The 18192-nt window shown below is 64.7% G+C and carries 19 protein-coding genes; 6 read left to right on the forward strand and 13 right to left on the reverse strand.

Going from position 1 to position 18192, the window contains the following annotated elements; translation table 11 throughout:
* Positions 1 to 38: 38 nt before the first annotated feature.
* Positions 39 to 962, reverse strand: coding sequence for a diacylglycerol kinase family protein (locus Q8P38_06835; GenBank protein MDP4014315.1), 924 nt, complete (start codon positions 960 to 962; stop codon positions 39 to 41).
* Between the two features lie 323 nt (positions 963 to 1285).
* Here Q8P38_06835 and Q8P38_06840 point away from each other — a divergent pair, with 323 nt between their 5' ends.
* Entirely contained in the window at positions 1286 to 1537 is a 252-nt protein-coding gene (locus Q8P38_06840) for a WhiB family transcriptional regulator (protein MDP4014316.1), read from the forward strand.
* Between the two features lie 22 nt (positions 1538 to 1559).
* Here the strand turns inward: Q8P38_06840 and Q8P38_06845 are convergent, their stop codons facing one another.
* Positions 1560 to 2597 carry an SIS domain-containing protein gene (locus tag Q8P38_06845; GenBank protein ID MDP4014317.1) on the reverse strand — a complete coding sequence of 346 codons (1038 nt, stop codon included), beginning with the start codon at positions 2595 to 2597 and terminating at the stop codon, positions 1560 to 1562.
* 200 nt (positions 2598 to 2797) lie between these two features.
* On the opposite strand from Q8P38_06845, the gene Q8P38_06850 reads away from it, so the two are divergent.
* Positions 2798 to 4471 (forward strand): acetolactate synthase, encoded by a 1674-nt coding sequence (locus tag Q8P38_06850; protein MDP4014318.1) that lies wholly within the window; start codon positions 2798 to 2800, stop codon positions 4469 to 4471.
* Here the strand turns inward: Q8P38_06850 and Q8P38_06855 are convergent.
* The 9 genes from Q8P38_06855 to Q8P38_06895 form a co-directional block, all read right to left on the reverse strand.
* Complete coding sequence (locus Q8P38_06855) at positions 4468 to 5238, reverse strand: enoyl-CoA hydratase/isomerase family protein (GenBank protein MDP4014319.1); 771 nt, start codon at positions 5236 to 5238, stop codon at positions 4468 to 4470. The genes Q8P38_06850 and Q8P38_06855 overlap by 4 nt on opposite strands.
* Positions 5235 to 5705, reverse strand: coding sequence for a hotdog domain-containing protein (locus tag Q8P38_06860; GenBank protein MDP4014320.1), 471 nt, complete (start codon positions 5703 to 5705; stop codon positions 5235 to 5237). The genes Q8P38_06855 and Q8P38_06860 overlap by 4 nt, the downstream gene beginning before the upstream one ends.
* The gene (locus tag Q8P38_06865) at positions 5662 to 6792 is read right to left on the reverse strand and encodes a PilT/PilU family type 4a pilus ATPase (protein ID MDP4014321.1); all 1131 of its coding nucleotides are present in this window, start codon (positions 6790 to 6792) and stop codon (positions 5662 to 5664) included. The genes Q8P38_06860 and Q8P38_06865 overlap by 44 nt, the downstream gene beginning before the upstream one ends.
* 218 nt (positions 6793 to 7010) lie before the next feature.
* The gene (gene rsrA, locus Q8P38_06870; GenBank protein MDP4014322.1) at positions 7011 to 7280 is read right to left on the reverse strand and encodes a mycothiol system anti-sigma-R factor; all 270 of its coding nucleotides are present in this window, start codon (positions 7278 to 7280) and stop codon (positions 7011 to 7013) included.
* Complete coding sequence (locus Q8P38_06875) at positions 7277 to 7984, reverse strand: sigma-70 family RNA polymerase sigma factor (GenBank protein MDP4014323.1); 708 nt, start codon at positions 7982 to 7984, stop codon at positions 7277 to 7279. Before Q8P38_06875 ends, rsrA begins: the two co-directional genes overlap by 4 nt.
* Positions 7985 to 8015: 31 nt before the next feature.
* Positions 8016 to 8729, reverse strand: a complete 714-nt coding sequence (locus tag Q8P38_06880; protein ID MDP4014324.1) for a hypothetical protein — start codon at positions 8727 to 8729, stop codon at positions 8016 to 8018.
* 63 nt (positions 8730 to 8792) lie between these two features.
* On the reverse strand, positions 8793 to 9515 hold the full coding sequence (locus Q8P38_06885; protein ID MDP4014325.1) for an SOS response-associated peptidase: 723 nt from the start codon (positions 9513 to 9515) through the stop codon (positions 8793 to 8795).
* A gap of 1 nt (position 9516) precedes the next feature.
* Positions 9517 to 10581: a hypothetical protein gene (locus Q8P38_06890; protein MDP4014326.1), complete on the reverse strand. Its 1065-nt coding sequence runs from the start codon at positions 10579 to 10581 to the stop codon at positions 9517 to 9519.
* A 50-nt stretch (positions 10582 to 10631) separates the two neighbouring features.
* Complete coding sequence (locus tag Q8P38_06895) at positions 10632 to 11603, reverse strand: CoA ester lyase (protein ID MDP4014327.1); 972 nt, start codon at positions 11601 to 11603, stop codon at positions 10632 to 10634.
* A gap of 168 nt (positions 11604 to 11771) precedes the next feature.
* On the opposite strand from Q8P38_06895, the gene Q8P38_06900 reads away from it, so the two are divergent.
* The 4 genes from Q8P38_06900 to Q8P38_06915 are packed head-to-tail and all read left to right on the forward strand — an operon-like array spanning position 11772 to position 16466.
* Positions 11772 to 13067, forward strand: a complete 1296-nt coding sequence (locus tag Q8P38_06900) for a CBS domain-containing protein (GenBank protein MDP4014328.1) — start codon at positions 11772 to 11774, stop codon at positions 13065 to 13067.
* Positions 13057 to 13590, forward strand: a complete 534-nt coding sequence (locus tag Q8P38_06905; protein ID MDP4014329.1) for a DUF1003 domain-containing protein — start codon at positions 13057 to 13059, stop codon at positions 13588 to 13590. Before Q8P38_06900 ends, Q8P38_06905 begins: the two co-directional genes overlap by 11 nt.
* Positions 13580 to 15277, forward strand: a complete 1698-nt coding sequence (locus tag Q8P38_06910; protein MDP4014330.1) for a GspE/PulE family protein — start codon at positions 13580 to 13582, stop codon at positions 15275 to 15277. Before Q8P38_06905 ends, Q8P38_06910 begins: the two co-directional genes overlap by 11 nt.
* 52 nt (positions 15278 to 15329) lie before the next feature.
* Entirely contained in the window at positions 15330 to 16466 is a 1137-nt protein-coding gene (locus Q8P38_06915) for an Mrp/NBP35 family ATP-binding protein (GenBank protein MDP4014331.1), read from the forward strand.
* Here Q8P38_06915 and Q8P38_06920 read toward each other — a convergent pair.
* Together Q8P38_06920 and Q8P38_06925 are read right to left on the reverse strand one after the other, a co-directional pair.
* On the reverse strand, positions 16463 to 17149 hold the full coding sequence (locus Q8P38_06920; GenBank protein MDP4014332.1) for a hypothetical protein: 687 nt from the start codon (positions 17147 to 17149) through the stop codon (positions 16463 to 16465). The two genes, Q8P38_06915 and Q8P38_06920, sit on opposite strands and share 4 nt — an antisense overlap.
* A gap of 226 nt (positions 17150 to 17375) precedes the next feature.
* The coding region (locus Q8P38_06925; protein MDP4014333.1) for an HNH endonuclease signature motif containing protein at positions 17376 to 18192 on the reverse strand (817 nt) is incomplete at its 5' end.

Raw genomic sequence — 18192 nt, forward strand, 5'->3', positions numbered from 1 at the left:
CGGCAAGCTCTCGCTCGCTGGTTTGGACTGGCCTTGGGCTAGACCACGATCCTCAAGGCCCGAGGCACACTGCGCACGTGCAGGACCTCCTGCTCGCCCAGACTCTCGCCGTCCACCTGAGCAGTCGTCGGGCGACTAGCGGTAACAGTCAACTCCGGGATGTCGTGGCCCACGATGAGGCCCTTGACCGACCCGGCGCGGCTGCCCATGAATATCCGCCGGGCCCATCGCAGGGCCGACACAACGCGCAAATCCCGGACTGCGAACAGATCCAGATCCTCGTCGAAGCTGGCTTCCGGGCTCGGGTTCATCGCGACGTCACCAAGGAACGTCCAAGGCGCGCCATTCTGAATCACTACGACGTACACGCCCGTGATGTCCTCCTCGCCCGGGCGGCTCACCGTGATCGGCGCATTGCGCCGGTCCGTGCGGATGAAGAACTCACGCAGCGCCGTCGCGAAGTAGCGCATGGACGTAGCCTGGTGTCCCTTGGCGCGCTGCGATTCCATCGCGGTGATGATCTCCGCGTCCAGGCCCATCCCCGCACTCATCGTGAACCAACGGTCATTGGCGAGGCCAAGGCTTATGGTCCGGATGAGTCCCTCACGCAACCCAGCCATGATCATCCCCGTGGCCTCTACCGGGTCCTTGGGCAAGCCCGCTGATCGCGCCAGGACGTTGCCTGAACCACCGGGAACCGTCGCGAGCGCTGGGACATCGGGCCCCGGTCCATCGACAAGCATGCCGTTAACGGCCTCGTTGATCGTCCCGTCACCACCCAGGGTTACAACAACGTCCAACCGCTCGCGCAGAGCCCGCTCCCCCAGTTCCCTGGCGTGGCCTGGCCGTGTGGTGACCACGACCTCGAGATCCAATTGGTCCGAGAGGGCGTGCACCAACACATCCCTGACTCTTTCCGTTGTCGTTGTCGCATTTGGATTCACAACCAGCAGCCCGCGCATCTCGTGAGGCTATCGCTGACGCCATCGCGATGCCCCCGACACGTCGACGATCTCCGGCCAGAGGGGGCGAAGACCCCATTCCTGGCTTAGTCAAGCGCGCCACATGTGACGAACACGACACCAATGATCGCGACCCGGGCGACTCAAGCCCTTGTTTGAGGCGCACTGAACTGTAACCCTTGAGTCGCCGACAAGGGGGTCGGCCGCAAATCGAAGTCGTAATCCAGGTTACTTGGTGCGAATTCGACACGCTGCCTGGCCCCTCTGTTCGCGGATGAATGGAAGTTAGGCAAGCCCCACAAGGGCTTCTATGAGGAGGACGCATGGACTGGCGACACCGAGGCGCCTGCCGTGACGAAGAGCCGGAACTCTTCTTCCCGATCGGGAACACCGGGCCCGCGCTGATGCAGATCGAAGAGGCCAGGCAAGTCTGTCAGGCCTGCGAAGTCATGGACGTGTGCCTTGAATGGGCAATCGAGACGGGCCAGGACGCAGGGGTCTGGGGTGGAATGAGCGAGGACGAGCGCCGGTCGCTCAAGCGACGTCGCGCCCGCGAACGCGCCAGGCTGGCCTGAGACACACCAGCTGCTGCCGCGACTACCAGGTCTGGGTGACTTTCGACAACCCGCGAGGTTGATCGGGGTCATAGCCGCGAGCCACCGACATCTCTAGCGCGAGTTGCTGCAGAGGAATGATGTCGATGATGGGCGCAAGCTCCTCAGGCTGATCCGGCAGCAGATACCCAACAGTTGTCAGATCGATCGAATCCGCTCCAACGAACCCCGCTACGTCAGCTCCACGCTCCTTGAGCCGTTCGAGGACGGGGCGCATGGCCTCACCGCCAACACCGTCGGGCACGACCGCCACAACCGGATGGTCGCGGTCGATCATCGCAAGAGGGCCGTGCAGAAGGTCCGCGCCGCTGAACGCGTGGGCGGCGACATACGCGGTCTCCATCAGCTTCAGAGCCGCCTCCCTCGCCGTCGGGTAGGAGTACCCGCGCCCGGTGGTCACGAGGCGGTCAGTGAACCTGTACCTGGTCGCGATCGCCGCCACTTCGTCTCTTCGCTGCACGAGGCCTTCGGCCAACCCCGGAAGCGAGCGAGCCTGCTCACTGTCGCGGCCAGACCAACCGTTGATGAGCAGCCACAGCGCCATCAGTTCGGCGGAGTATGTCTTGGTGGCAGCTACGGCTCGCTCCTTGCCCGCGACGACATCAACGTGCCAGTTCGCGGCCTTCGCCATCTCCGACTCTGGGTTGTTCGTCACCGATAGCGTGAGTGCTCCGCACTCCCGCGCGACCGAGACCGACTCAAGCAAGTCAGGGGAACCTCCAGACTGGCTGACGCCGATCACCAGCACGCCCCCCAGATCGGGGCGCGCGCCGTACGCGGTCAGAGTTGACGGAGACGCCAACCCGGTCGGCAGTCCGAGCAGTACCTCGATCAGGTACTTCGCATACAGCGCAGCGTGATCGCTGGTCCCACGAGCGGCAAGCAGCACGAATCTGGGTGATCTCTCGGCGATCTCGCGAGCCGTCGCGACGATCTGCGGCTCACGATCCAGCAGCCTCGCCAGAACTTCCGGCTGCTCGGCGATCTCTGACGCCATGAGTGCGCCCGCCTGCTTGGCCATGTCTTGCCCCTTCGTTCAACTCGGTCGTCACCATTGATCCGAGCCTAGGGAACTGGCGGCGGCAACGCGCGACGATCGAACTGGACCTCATTGAACGAGATGAGGTCGTCGCGCAACAGTCGCGGACCTGCTGCGAGAACTGCTTAGCGATAACAGGACGTCGGGGGTCGACCCGAATCGTTGATGTAGCGTCAGATCCCGTGACTAACGCCCCAGCCCCGCCGCCCTCGTTGCACGGACACGGCGGCACGCACGCCGTCGCGGCCGCTCGGGCCCACGGACAAAGCGTCTTGTGGACCTTGTCCGGCGCGCATATCTTCCCGATGCTCGATGCCGCCGTCAACGCGCCGGAATCGCCCTTGCGCATCATTGACGTGCGCCATGAGGCGACTGCGGTGTTCGCGGCCGAGGCGACGGGGAAGCTGTCCCGGTCCCCTGGCTTCGCTTCCGTGACGGCAGGTCCGGGTGTCACCAACTCCGTCAGCGCGATTGCCAGTGCCTGGTTCAACGGGTCCCCATGCGTTGTGCTGGGCGGCCGGGCGCCAGCGGGGCGCTGGGGCACCGGGGCACTTCAGGAGCTCGATCACCCGCCGCTGGTCTCGAGTATCACCAAGGAAGCGTTCACGATTACCGATCCGGCCAGCGCCGCGCCTGAACTGGATCGGGCATTCGGGCTCGCGGCTAGTCCGCATCGGGGCCCGGTCTTCGTTGACGTACCAATGGACGTGCTCTTCTCGTTCGCGGAGGCTCCTCATCCCGCGGGCCCGGCGCTAAACCGTCTGCTGCCCGATCCTGACTCGATTCAGCGCATCGCCGAGGCTCTCCAGCAGGCCAACCGTCCGGTCCTGGTCATTGGAGGGGACGTCTGGGCCGACGGGGCCGAGGGAGCGGCGCTCGCCCTCGTGGATCAGCTGCGAATTCCGACGATCGCCAACGGCATGGGGCGCGGGATCCTGCCGCGCGGCCACGACTGCCTGGTGACCCGGGCACGGTCCACCGCGTTCGGCCAGGCCGACCTGGTTCTAGTCGTCGGCGCGCCCCTGGATTTCCGGCTCGGATACGGGATCTTCGGAGGTAAGGACGGGGCCGATCCCGCTGACGTGATTCACATCGCGGACTCGCCAGGAGAAGTGGCCCGTCACACCACACTGCGCGACTCGACGTGCGGCGACCTGTCAGCCGTACTCACCGGACTGGCCGACGTGTACGGGAAACGTGGACAGGTGCGGGACCATTCGGAATGGCTGAACACGCTGACGGGAGTGGCCCGGAAGGCACGAGCCGACGACGACGACCTACTAGGTAGAGCGGCTGATCCGATACACCCGGCCCGGATCTACGGCGAGCTGATTCCGCGGCTGGCGGACGACGCGATCGTGATCGGCGATGGAGGCGATTTCGTGTCCTTCGCCGGCCGCTTCATCGAGCCGCAGCGGCCGGGGCACTGGCTGGACCCGGGACCGTTCGGCTGCCTAGGCACCGGGCTCGGCTACGCGATGGCCGCTCGCGCGCATCGCCCAAGTGGCCAAGTCGTGCTTCTTCTCGGCGACGGCGCGGCCGGCTTCAGCCTGATGGACGTGGACACCCTGGTCAGGCATCAGATGCCCGTCGTGATGGTCGTGGGCAACAACTCGGCTTGGGCACTGGAGAAGCACCCGATGCGTTTCCTGTACGGATATGACGTAGCGGCAGACTTGAGGCCCACCGAATACGACGCTGTCGTGAGCGCCCTGGGAGGGGCGGGCGAAACCGTGCGGGCGCCTGAGGGCATTGGACCGGCGCTGGACCGCGCGTTCGCCTCCGGGGTCCCCTATCTGGTGAATGTGATGACCGACACCGATGTCGCCTACCCTCGCTCAACAACCGGGGTCTAGCGGCGAAGCGCCGCCACGACTGATCGAACTTGCTCCTGACCGGCAGCGCTGAACCACGTCTCCAGCCACGAATCCAGCTCGCTTTCGCCGCAGCGCTCGATCTCGGCCACCACGGGCCTGAGCAAGGAACTCTTGATTTGAGCGAACGCGGCTGGGGACCCAGCCAGACTCCCGGCTCGGGCGATGGCGCGATCAACAACACCGGACGGCTCGGTCACTTCGTCTACTAGCCCCAGCCCAAGGGCGTCATCGGGGCTCCACAATTCGCCAACCAGGGCGATGGGAGTCAGGGACGATGCTGGCACCCGGAAGCGCAGCGCCTCCACGACCATCGCGGGCAACCCGATGCTGAGTCTGACTTCGGTCAAGCCGATCCACCGTGCTGAGGAGCTCATGACACGCAGGTCGCACATCAACGCCAGGACGCACCCTCCAGCGATCGCCGGCCCATCGATCGCCGCGATAGTCGGAATCGGAAGAGTCAGGATGTCCTTCATCCCCGCGTCGACCGAACTCATGAACGAAGCCATGTCGGCTCTATCGAGGTCGATCAGGTCCGGCAGGGCCAGTCCGGCGCTGAAGAAGCGGCCGTCACCGGTGAACACGGCAGCCTCCGCGTCGCTGGCCCGAACTTCCGCGACCGCGTCGCTCATCAGCGACAACATCTCCGCCGACATCGCATTGGCGCGCCCAGCGCGCATGCGGATCACGGCGACCGCGCCGACGCGCTCGATGCTCACCTGGCCAACGGTCTTAGGTATTGTCACGGGCCGGAGCCTACAGGGGGCTTGGCGAATCGGGTCTGGAAGTCCCCGCGGTCGACGATCGCCCGGGATACGCGACCGCTGAGCACCTGCTTGTTGATGCCGTCTGGCTGGCAGTTGTGTGCCGTGACATCGAAGTCGATGCGGCTGCCGGTACTCGCCGAAACCACGGCACACACCTCGACTTCCGCGCCGACAGGGGAGGCGGCCAGATGCTTGACGTCAATGGCCACTCCGACGGACGTCTGACCCGGCGCCAGCAGCGACACCGCCGCGAGAACCGTCGCGGCCTCTGCCCAGGCGATCAGCCTCGGGGTTGCCAGCACCGCCACATCGCCACTGCCGAGCGACTCCGCTGTGTCGGCGGGGCCGACGACTCGCACGACGGCAGCCCGATTCGTGGTTGAACCCATTGTGCGCCCGCTCTCAGGTGGCCAGGCCGAGTCGCCGAAGCTCAACGGCAAGGTCATGAGGGTTAGTGGAGCATGCCAGAGCGGCGTCCATGGTTATCACGCCCTCCGCGAAGAGCTTCGTGAGGTGCTGATCAAAAGTCTGCATGCCGTAATAGGAACCCTCGGCCACGAGTTGGCCGATCGTCGACGTCTTCTCCGCGTCGGCGATGGCATCCGCCACGCGCCCGGTATTTATGCAGACCTCCATAGCGACGACACGGCCTTCCTCGCCCTTCTTGGGGACCAGCCGCTGACACAGTATCCCGCGCAGAGAGCCAGCCAGGCTAAGCCGAGCCTGGCGCTGCTCGTGCGGAGGGAAGAAGTCGATGATGCGCGCGATCGTCTCTTCGGCGTCAACGGTGTGGAGGGTCGACATCACGAAGTGGCCCGTCTCGGCGGCTGATATCGCGGCCCTGACGGTCTCAATATCTCTCATTTCCCCCACGAGGATCACGTCGGGGTCCTGCCGCATGGCCGCGCGCATCGCCACAGCGAAGCTCGCGGTGTCCACATGCACTTCGCGCTGATTGATCATGGCGACGTCATCGGTGTGCAGGACCTCGATCGGGTCTTCGATGGTGACGATGTGGACCTCGCGCGTCCTGTTGATGTGATCAACCATCCCGGCGAGCGTGGTGGTCTTTCCGCAGCCGGTCGGTCCGGTAACGAGGACAAGACCACGCGGCTCCAGCGATAGGGGCGCTATGACGTCCGGCAGCCCCAACTCGGACAAAGGAACAGCCCCCATCAACACCGCCCGGAAGACCAGTCCGACCGAGCCGCGCTGGCGGAATGCGTTGACCCGGAAGCGGCCCACTTGCTTCATCGAGTAGGCGAAGTCCGCCTCGTTGGTCTCGTCGAACTTGTCAACCAGGTCGCTTCGCAGGACCTCATGGGCCATGTGCTCTGTGTCGGACGCCGACAGAGCGGGGACATCTAGGTGCCGCAGCCGACCGTCAACTCGGATTCGAGGTGGCGATCCGACCTTGCAATGTAGGTCCGAGCCGCCCGACTCGGCCAGCGCCCGAAGGAACGGCAACACCGACATCGGGGCACGGTTCTTGGCAAACCGATCTCGAGCTCCGCCGGAAGTCCTCGTGCTCACCGCATCCTCACCGATCGCTAGTCTGGGTCGGCCCGCTGGCCCTGGTCTCAATGCTATCGGCGCGGGGCTACGCTTGTGATGTTCAAAGAAACGAAGCACCGGAGGACTCCATGAGCAGGCGCACGCGTAAGCGCAAGGCGCGCAAGAAGAGCAACGCCAACGGCGGGAAGCGCCCCAACGCCTGACCGACACTCGCAGCCACTGGCTGCCTCTTGGAGCTAGCTGGTCGCCCCAGTGGCCTGGAACTCGGTGATGCGAGTGATTATCTTGGACTTCAGCTCCGCGGGCGCTGGCCCGCCAGCGCAGGATCGCATCACTAATTGACAGACCATTTGCTCGATCCCGACTTGTCTGTAGCAATGAGCGCACTTGACCAGGTGTCGCTTGATCGCTTCAGTCTCCGACGAGCCCATCTCTCCGTCCAAGTACTCGTAGACGTGATCGATCACCTCGCCGCAGTCGATATCGGTCGTATCGGAGCAGTTCATGGCTCCACCTCCCTGATCTGCGCGAGACCTCGTTCGCGGGCATAGTCGGCCAACAGATGCCGCATCTGTCTGCGTCCCCGGTGCAATCGGGACATGACCGTTCCGACCGGCGTGCCCATGATCTCGGCTATTTCCTTGTAAGCGAAGCCTTCGACGTCAGCAAGGTAGACGGCTATCCGGAATTCCTCGGGAAGCCTCCCAAGCGCGTCAACCACGTCCTCGTCCGGCAGATGGGCCAGTGCTTCGATTTCCGGTGGCCGGAGTCCCTCCGTCGGCTGCGCGCCGACCTTCGCGAGTTGCCAGTCCTCAAACTCCCCCATGGCGACCTGCTGCGGCCGCCTCTGTCGGCGCCGGTAGCTGTTGATGTAGGCATTCGTGAGAATACGGAACAGCCACGCCTTGATGTTCGTCCCGTCGGCGTACTGGTGGAAGCTCGAATACGCCCTAACGAAGGTGTCCTGAACCAAGTCCTCAGCATCAGTTGGGTTGCGTGTCATCCGGAGCGCGGCACCGTACAGCTGATCCATGTGGGGCAGCGCGTCCCGCTCGAAGCGAGACTTGCGCTCCGACTCGGTCTCCGCGGGTCCGGTCGGCCCCGGCGGCTCGGCAGCGCGCTCCAGATCCCGCCCGCGGGATTCACTCATCGTCTCCCAGCCTATCTCGCGCGCTGGCAAACGATCCACGCTCATCAGGCCAGATTCCACGTCGCCTCCGGAGTTGACACAACTACCCTCATCAACGCGGCAACAACGGTCCGCCATTCCCAGTGCGGTGCAGCAGCGCCATCCTCGCGCCCTCAACCAGCACCATGGCTACCTCATCTGACGTGACATTCGCCTTCGCGGGCGTCTGGAAGGAGTGATCCGACAGCGGAACGGACAGCACAGCACCTCTGGCACCACCATCGGCGAGCGCCGCGGCGACTTCCAGCGGGGTCCCCATGGCATCGCGCTCTCCCTGCAGAACCGTCAGCGGCATGAGCTTGGCCGCAGCCACCAGTTCGGCACAACGATCCGCTGCCGGGGCCTTGCCACGGTTGTGCAGGGGGAAAGACAAGCACATGACCGCGTCGGCCTCGACAGACGCGGCAGCGCGGCAGGCGACTCTCGCCCCATGACTCCTTCCACCTACGACAAGGCGTCGCAGTCCCTCGCCCGAACGGCGCAAGTCAGTGACGACCTCACGAAACGCGGCTTCGAGCTTCGGCATTCCGTCGCTGGCGTGTCGGCCAGCCGCGACCCACGGCTGCTCCACCTGGATCACGGCCACGCCAATATCCGGCAGACTGCGCGCGAGCACGTTGAGGTCCCAGCTATCGATCCCGTGCTTGTCGGCGCCCTGACCAAGAACCAGAGTCGCCCGCGGTACCCCCCTGGGTACGGGGAAGTAGTGTGCTTTGGCAATGCCGACTGTCGTCTCGATCTCCCGGACTGTGTCCCTGGCCAGCACGTTGCCATCTTCGCGGGCCCAGAGCCCAGGCACAAGCGGCGAGCAGCCCCCGATCCGTCGCGATCAGGTCCCGGGAGGAACTGGCTGAAGAAGCTGAGGTCCGTTATTCCGCACGTTGTTCACCGCAGAGCTGACGGGATCCGCCCGCAGCCACCCAGGCGACACTGGCCGCAGCACGCCCAGGACCTCAGGTCCGACTGCGGGATTCAGCCACTCATCCCACAGATCCGGCTCCAGGCATACGGGCATCCTGTCGTGGATGCGACCCAGGTCCGCCTCGGCTTTCGTCGTGATCACCGTCGTCGTCCGCAGCAAGGAAGCCGGATCGTCCTCAGGGACTTCTGGATCCCGCCAGAACTCGTACAAGCCAGCCATGGCCAGAACCGACCCATCGGCCGGACGGATGAAGAACGGTTGCTTGACTGGCTTGTGCCCTACGGGCCCGGAAGGCGTGTACCACTCGAAGTAGCCATCGGCGGGAAGCAGGCACCTCCTGCTCGCCAGAGCCCTGCGAAAGGCGGGTTTGGTCGCCACGGTCTCCACCCGGGCATTGATCATGCGGCTGCCGATGGCCGCGCTCTTCGCCCATGGCGGTACCAAACCCCACTTCGCCACGTTCAGCTCGCGGCGCAGTCTGTCACCCTTGAGCCGGTCCATGACCGCGTAGACGCGCTTGGATGGAGCCACGTTGTAGTCAGGCGGAAGCGCTTCATCGGTCGCGCGGTCGATCCCGAACTCCACTACCAGCTTGGCCTTGTCCCGACTCGCCGCGTAGCGTCCGCACATGTCACAGCGGCCCGTCGCTGGCCCACCCACTCCACCGGAAACCGGAAACGCTCGAAGGCTCGGGTTGCGACTTGAACGGCGCAGGGGGGAACCAGGGAGTGATATTCAGCTTTCTGTGGTGAGGCAGTAGCAGAATCCGGACACGTTCGCGGGAGCGTGTGCGATCGCCGATGGTCGCGGTTCGATGCACCTGGACGCGCCAGCTCCTCTCTCCTGCCACGTGGATTGGGTCGCGCAGGGATGCGCTGAATGAAGCCGACCGTCCACTCCGTCGCATGTAGCGCACCCTAAGACCCAGATACTTGCCGATGCGCCGTACGTCCTCCCGCGGTATGTAGCCGACTCGGCTGGCGAGAACAGACGCCACCTTGACCTTCATCCTCCAGGCGTGGCGGGCACGCGACAGCACAGAACGTCTCGGCGCTCCGATCCGGTAGGAGTAGAGGGACGAGGCTCCGTTCGTACGCTTCGACATCCGCGACACACGTTTTGGGTGTGCGATCCCCGAGGAAATGTCAAGAAGTGCGCCTATTGTCTCCGACTCCAGCGCATCAAGATCGATCGTTGACCTTTCCCGTTTCGGAATCGGGACTCCCATGACGAGGTGCCGATTCTGGGCCCGTGTGGTCTTCCAGGTGGCCGCGGCGACTATCTCACCGCCGCGGCGAGGTCCTCTGTTGAATCCCACGTTGATCGCGAGCTGACTCGCACTCGTGTCGAATCTCCTCGTTGTTGACCCAACCATGTGGAATCGCGCCCATGTCGAGCCCGCGTCACTGGTCACCGCGAACATGCCGTCAGCGAACGCGACATCCAACTCAGCCTTCGGAATGGAACGTCGGCCCGCCGACCCGAACATGCTGACCCGCGCGGTGAGACCGTCCCTGGAGATCGCGTCGCCCGCCTGTAGAGCAGCCTCAATCTCAGCGAGCAGCTTGCGAACTTCGCTGGGCGACGAGGAAGCGGGCGTTGCCGCAGCCGCCGGACCCGAGAGCACGGAAGCGCCCACACACACACCTGCCAGAGCGGCAACGACCCTTGGAGAGAACAAGAGCAGCGACTTCACCAATCCCCCTTCTCAGATGTCAACTGTCAACGGCGACCGAACAGCGCCACCTACGCCGGAGGCGTGAACTTCTGGGTCCTCTGGAAACCCGCCGCGCGGCCCTTTCCTGCGATCACAAGCGCCATCTTGCGGCTAGCCTCATCGATCATCTCGTCGCCCATCATGACCGCGCCCATCGCGCCACCCTCGGCCGACGTGTAGTACGCGTAGGCGTCAAGTATCAGTTCGGCGTGATCGTAGTCTTCCTGCCGGGGGCTATAGACCTCGTTCGCGGCTTCCACCTGGCCCGGATGAAGAACCCACTTGCCGTCGAAGCCGAGGGCGGCGCTGCGGCTGGCCACGCGCCTGAATCCGTCCACATCACGAATCTGAAGGTACGGCCCGTCGATCGCCTGCTTGTCGTGAGCGCGGGCCGCCATGAGGATCCTCATGAGGATGTAGTGGTAGGCGTCGCCGACGTCATATCCAGGCGGCTGCTCCCCCACGACCAGCGACTTCATGTTGATGCTGGCCATGAAGTCCGCCGGGCCGAAGATGATCGTCTCAACACGTGGAGACGCGGTCGCGATCGCGTCAACGTTGACCAAGCCGAGCGCGTTCTCGATCTGCGCTTCGATGCCGATTCGGCCCAACTCGAACCCCATGGTCTTCTCGATCTGAGTCAGGATCACGTCCAGCCAGTTCACCTGCTCGGCGGTCTGCACCTTGGGCAGCATGACGCAGTCCAGGTTCTGCCCGGCGTTCTCGACGACCTCCACGACATCCAGGTAAGTCCACTGCGTGGTCAGGTCATTCACGCGAACGACGCGCACTTTCTCGTCGTAGCCACCTTCGTTGAGGGCGGCCACGACGTTCTTGCGCGCTTCAGGCTTCGCGATTGGAGCCACGGAGTCCTCCAGATCCATGAAGATCTGGTCGGCTGGCAAGCCCTTCGCCTTCTCAAGCATCTTTGGACTGGAACCCGGAACCGCGAGATTGGAGCGTCGCGCACGCAGCGAGCGGGTAGTTGACTGGTCGGCCATCAGGTCACCTTCCATGCTGAGGCGCCCCTAGCGGCTTCCCGTCCAGACGCGCGAGGACTCAGCGTTAACGGTATCTGGCAGGAGCGGGACGTCAGCCAAAGGGGCCGCCGACAGCGTGCCAGGGCGAAGACCCCGCCCGCGAGCCCCTGCGCCGGTAGCCTGCCGAGTGTGAGCCACTCATCAACGCGAGTGTTCCTGGCTCGGCTCGCCGGGGTTCCCGCCTTTGACCCCAACGGCGACCAGGTCGGGAAAGTGCGCGACTTCGTCGTGACCGTAGGCGCCGACGGCCCTCCGCACGTCCTGGGGTTGCTGACAGAGGTGCCAGTCCGTCGACGCATTTTCCTGCCAATTTCCCGCGTACGCTCCTTCGCGGCCGGTCAGGTTGTGGTCAGCGGTCTTGTGAATCTGCGCAGGTTTGAGCAACGTCGCTCAGAGACTCTCGTCATGGGGGAGTTACTGGATCGTCGGCTGACTCTGCTCGCGGATGGCACAACGGTGACGCTGACCGATGTGGCAATTGAGCAGAGCCGAACCAGCGACTGGTACGTGACAGCGCTGTACGTGCGGCGAGGCGGCAGGTTCGGCCGTCGCGGAGACAGCTTCGTGGTGGACTGGGACGAAGTGTCCGGCCTGGGCCGTGCCGATCCCACACAAGGCGCTGACGAGCTCCTCGCCAAGATCGCCCGTCTACGACCCGCGGACGTCGCGCACATGCTTCACGAACTGCCAGACGCCCGCAGGGCCCAAGTGGCCCTGGCCCTGGAGGACAGCCGACTGGCGGACATCCTCGAGGAACTACCCGACGACGACCGCGTTGAGATCCTGTCTGCCATGGACGTGGAGAGAGCGGCCGATGTACTAGAGCAGATGGATCCCGACGACGCCGCCGACTTGATCTCAGACTTGAACCCGCCGCAGGCGACCGAACTCCTGGGGCGGATGGAGCCAGATGATGCGGATGACATCAGGCTGCTGCTCACCTACGACGAGCGAACCGCCGGTGGACTGATGACAACCGAGCCGGTGATCGTGGGTCCGGACGCGACCGTGGCCGACGCCCTGGCTCGGATAAGGGAATCCGACGTACCGCCCGCACTCGCCTCACAGGTCTACGTCGCGCGCCCGCCGCTGGAGTCGCCGACCGGCAGGTACCTAGGCGCGGCGCACTTCCAGGCTCTGCTGCGCGAGCCACCGTTCTCTCTGGTTTCGGCGATCGTGGACTCCGAGCTCACACCGATCTCCGCTCAGACCCCACTGAGCGAGGTGACTCGATACTTCGCCGCGTACAACCTGGTCGCGGCTCCAGTCGTGGACGGCGCCGACCACTTGCTAGGCGCCGTGACGGTCGATGACGTCTTGGACCACATGCTTCCTGATGACTGGCGGGAAGTGCCCCCACCCCGCGACGCGGACGACGATACGCCAGGACCGCGATCAGGCGGGGACGTGACCCATGGCCGATAGCAAGCGCGCCAGGTCCCGATCGCCGCTGCGTTCCAGACGAACGCGTCTCGATCAGCCCTACAACCGCAGCTCCGTATGGCGTCTCCAATACGACCCGGAAACGTTCGGGAAGTGGAGCGAGGGCGTTGCGCGATACATCGGTTCGTGGCGGTTCATCGCCTGGATGACAGTCATCGTTGTCGCCTGGGTTTCGTACAACATCATCATCCCGGCGGATTGGAGAGCCGACCCCTACCCCTTCATATTCCTGACTCTGTTGCTGTCGCTGCAGGCGTCGTACGCGGCCCCTCTGATCCTCCTGGCTCAGAACAGGCAAGACGACCGGGACCGAGTGCAGTACGAGGAGGACCGAGCACGAACTGACCGTCAACTCGCCGACACTGAGTACCTGATGCGGGAGATCGCGTCGCTGCGTTCGGCTCTCGGCGAGATGGCCACGCGTGACTACCTTCGAAGCGAGCTCAGGGACATGCTGGAGGAGTTGCAGGCCGACCCCGAAGGGGGGGACCCAGATGCCTCGTAGGTTGGGCGACGTCCTTCTCGAGTGGGGGACAGTCACTCAGGATGAGCTAGCCGCAGCGCTGGCGCGGCAACGCGAAGATCCCACGCACAGAAGGCTGGGCCACCTGCTGGTCGAGCACGGTGAACTCGACGAGAAGACGCTGGCTGCCGCACTAGCCGCAACGCACAATCTGCAGAGCGTAGACCTAGACGCCGTCGAAATCGACCGCAATCTTGCCCGCAAAGTCCCGCGCACCATAGCTGAGCGGCATCTCGTTCTCCCGATCTCGCAAGACAATGAGGTGATCACAGTCGCCGTCGGGGACCCTGTTGACGTCGTGGCACTTGACGAAGTCCGCTCGCGGCTCAGTTGCGATCGCGTCAACATCGTCGTTGCGCCCGAGTCCCAGATCCGCCACAGGTTGGCTGGCATCTGGGGGGATGCGGTAAGCCGACAAGTGGTTGAGAAGTTCGTTGAGGACCTGCCCGTCGACACCAAGCAGCAGGAGGGCGATGACCCTGACGCCGGGGCAGTCGCGGTAGTGAACCAGATCCTGTCCAGCGCCGCTCACCGGGAGGCCAGTGACATCCACATCGAGCCGCTGATCGATGGTGTTCGAGTACGGATCCGGGTCGACGGAGTCCTGCAGGAGCTTCTGCGACTTCCGCGGGCAGGACTGGGCTCGCTCGTGGCCCGTCTGAAGATCGTTTCCGGATTGGACGTGATGCAAAGGCGAGTGCCGCAGGACGGTCGCACTACCCTGCGAATCGGTCGACAGAACAGGGACATCCGAGTGTCCACGCTTCCGTCGATCCACGGCGAGACCATCGTCTTGCGACTGCTCCCGACGCACTCTGATCTACCCTCGCTGGACGCTCTCGGGATGACGAAGGGCCAGATCGAGTTGCTCAGGGAAACACTCAACCGACCCCAGGGACTAGTGCTAGTAACTGGCCCCACCGGGTCAGGCAAGTCGATCACGCTCCACGCATCGCTTGAGGAAGTCCGCGACGACAAGCGCAACATCATCAGCTTGGAAGACCCCGTCGAAGTTGACATGCCCGGCCTGACGCAGGTTCCGATCAACGACGCGATCGGGATGACGTTCCCGACGGGCCTGCAAGCGGCTCTCCGCCAAGACCCCGACGTGATCATGGTGGGGGAATCGCGCGATCTGGAAACCGCTCAGATGGCCGTTCGGGCCGCGCTCACCGGCCACCTAGTGCTGACCACGCTGCACACGCTAGACGCGCCTTCGGCACTTACCCGGCTGATGGAAATGGGCATCCCCACCTACCTTGTCACCGCGAGCCTGCGACTAATCATCGCCCAACGCCTCTTGCGCCGACCCTGCCCCAAATGCGCGAAACCTCATGTTCCCGACGACGACACCTGTGCCAGGCTCGGCCTGGCGCCTGAGCAGGCGAAGCGCATGGTGCGCGGCGAGGGATGTCGGCAGTGCGACAAGACAGGGTTCAAGGGGCGGATCGGCGTGTACAGCTTCCTCAACGTCGGCGAGAGGGTTCGACAGAACCTGCTCGACGGAGTCAGCGAGCCAGAAATGCTCGCAACAGCACGGGCAGCCGGCTGGCAGACGCTAGCAGAGCGTGCCGTTGAGATGGCGATGGAAGGGTTGACTACACCCAGCGAGATCCTGCGAACGATCGTCACCGAGTACGACCCCCGGCCCACTGTGTCGGAGCCGTAGGGGGACACGGTCGCGGCATCTGCGCCCAACTGGCGCAGCGTAGTCTGCCGTCATGGCGCAAGTAACAACCGATGCGGTTCACTCAGCTCTTGACTCAGTGCTCGATCCGGAGATCGGCAAGCCGATCACAGAACTGGGGATGGTCGGCCCCATAGACATCCGTCCCGATGGATCCGTCGACGTCACTGTGCTGCTCACGATCAGCGGTTGCCCCATGCAGGACGCGATCAGAACCCGCGTGACCGAGGCGGTAAGCGCGGTGGCTGGGGTCACAGCCGTCTTGGTGCGCCTGGAAACCATGAGCGAGGAGCAGCGCAAGAACCTGCGAGACAGACTCAGCGGCCCGGTCAGGGAGATTCCGTTCAACCGCCCAGGCTCGCTGACACGCTGCTACGCCGTCACGTCCGGTAAGGGCGGGGTCGGCAAGTCTTCCATCACAGTCAACATCGCCGTCTCACTCGCGTCGCGCGGCCTGGCGGTGGGGGTACTGGACTCAGACATCTACGGTCATTCGGTTCCGGGGATGCTGGGCATCAAGCAGAATCCGACGGTCGTGGACGGGATGCTCATGCCGCCGTCCGCCAACGGCGTGAAGGCGATCTCGATGCTGCCGTTCAAGCCTGGAGGATCCACTGAGCCGGTCGCGTTCCGCGGCCCGATGCTGCACCGCGCCGTGGAGCAGTTCCTGACCGATGTCTACTGGGGCGACTTGGACGTCCTTCTGCTCGACCTCCCACCGGGGACTGGCGACGTGCCGATCTCGGTCGCCCAGCTACTGCCGTCAGCCGAGCTGTTGGTCGTCACGACCCCGCAATCGGCAGCTGCCGAGGTGGCCGTGCGCGCCGGGATGCTGGCGAAGCAGACGCATCAGAAGATCGTCGGCGTCGTTGAAAACATGAGCGCGTTTCCGTGCCCTCACTGCGGGGAACCGATCGAGCTGTTCGGCACGGGTGGAGGAAAGCTCGTCGCCGAGACGCTGTCGCAGGCTCTGGGCGCGAACGTTCCCCTGATCGGCCAAGTTCCGTTCGATGTTCGATTGCGTGAAGGCGGTGACTCCGGCGAGCCGCTCGTCGCGCATGAGCCACAATCCCAGGCGGCGCGTGCCCTGGATGCGATCGCTGATCAGCTCGCCGACAACAAGCGCGGGCTCGTCGGGATGGACCTCGGCATGACCCCGGTCGGCCGCTAGGGTCCCTCAGCCGACAGGCCTGGCCCGTCAGTTCCGCTGGGACCCTGATTCTCGTCCTCATCGAAGAACAGGGACTGCACTTCATCGGTAATGAACGGCAGCGCCAGAGGCGGCTCAGCTGCACGCATCGCCTGCTGGGCGATTAGCCACGTCGACTCGATCCGGCCATCGTCTTTGGCGAGCGATGCCGGGTCCGAGGATCCCGCCCCGAGGTAGGCGACCCAGGCGGCATTGTGGCCCAGGTAGGCCTGTTGGGCAGCTAGCAGGTCTGTGTGCCAGGGCAGGAACGACAGGTCGGCCACCGACCGTCCCGCAGCCTCGACGGCAGCCTTGCCCTCACCGGCGATCGCAGCAATCTCATCTGACGCCTTCGCTGCATCCTCATCGGTCGGGCGCCCCTCCCCCTTCTCGGGCACGGCCACATCCGACATGCGGTCCTGTGCGATCGTCATGCCCGACTCTGACGCCGCCACGGTCTCCAGCAGACGAGACATCTCAATCGTCCTGGCTGCCCAGTCCCCCACGACAGATGCCATTCCGAGGACCACGACTGCCACGACTATCCAAACCACCGGGTGCGGTCCGCGCCGCGTCGGCTCGGTCGGTGCGGGCGCGGCGCCAATCGGAGCGGGAACAACTATCGGGAACTGGCCGGGGGGCGGCCACTGAACATACTGAGTCACAGTGCAAGCCTGGACCATCCGGCCGCCGAACGGTAGAGCTTCTACCCACTTCCCGACCTCCGCGGGAGGCCGCACCTCGCGGCCGTGCCCGGTTCCTCCGTGGCCGTGCCCGGTTCCTCCGTGGCCGTTCCGGCGGCTTCAAGCCTCACGCTGGGGGTCCCTCCCCCACTTCGTGGGGGGGGGCTTGGTCCCGACCCACGCAGGAACCCGTCCCGCGCCCGCGTGGCTAGGGCGGGGGTCTTCGCCATCGGTGTCGAGGTGTCGGGGTGACGGTCCACCACGGCTGGGATGGATCGCCCGCGGAGGGTTCCCCGACCCCGGGTTGGCCCGCCTCGGGTTGGCCCGCCTCGGGTTGGCCCGCCTCGGGTTGGCCTGGATCGGTGTCGCGTGTCAGTTCCCACCGGCCGAGGTCGAGTTGACGATGATGTGGCCAACAAACACTGGCCAGTGAGTCCAGGTCGGTAGCGCCTCCCAGGGACCACGCGGTGACGTGATGCGGCTGGGTGTGCTCAGGACCCACATCACAACCCGGGATCACACACCCCCCGTCTCGAACAGCCAAGGCCCTGCGCTGCGCTGGGGTCGCAAGACGAACCGAACGGCCCACCGCCACAGGCTGTAGTTGAGTCAAACCCAAACGGTTCAACAACGAACGCGGATCCACCGGTTCGCGAGGCTCAGCGATCACGGGAGTGATCTGGCAGGAACACAACCCGAACCGGGCACCGGCATGTCCTAGGACCTGATCGTGGCCCAGCTGGCCCAAACCGGCACCGCCAGCGCACCACCTGTCGCCACAACCGCCACCGTCGGCGTCGGTGTGGGGTTGGCCGGGGGAGGTGTTGGCGACTTGTTCGGCTTGTGCCATGGTCATGGTCAACGTGACCGCCGCTGGTAGGCCACCGTGTTTGGGAAGGTCGGCTTTGCTGACCAGAAGCATCAAAGCGTCAGCGTTGCGCTGCGCGCGGGTCAAACCGTCGCCCTCGACGCGAAGCGATTCAGCGCACGCCGCCACAGCTTCTTCGAACGCTTTGCCGTCCACA

This window comes from Candidatus Nanopelagicales bacterium (assembly GCA_030700225.1).
GTDB lineage: Bacteria > Actinomycetota > Actinomycetes > S36-B12.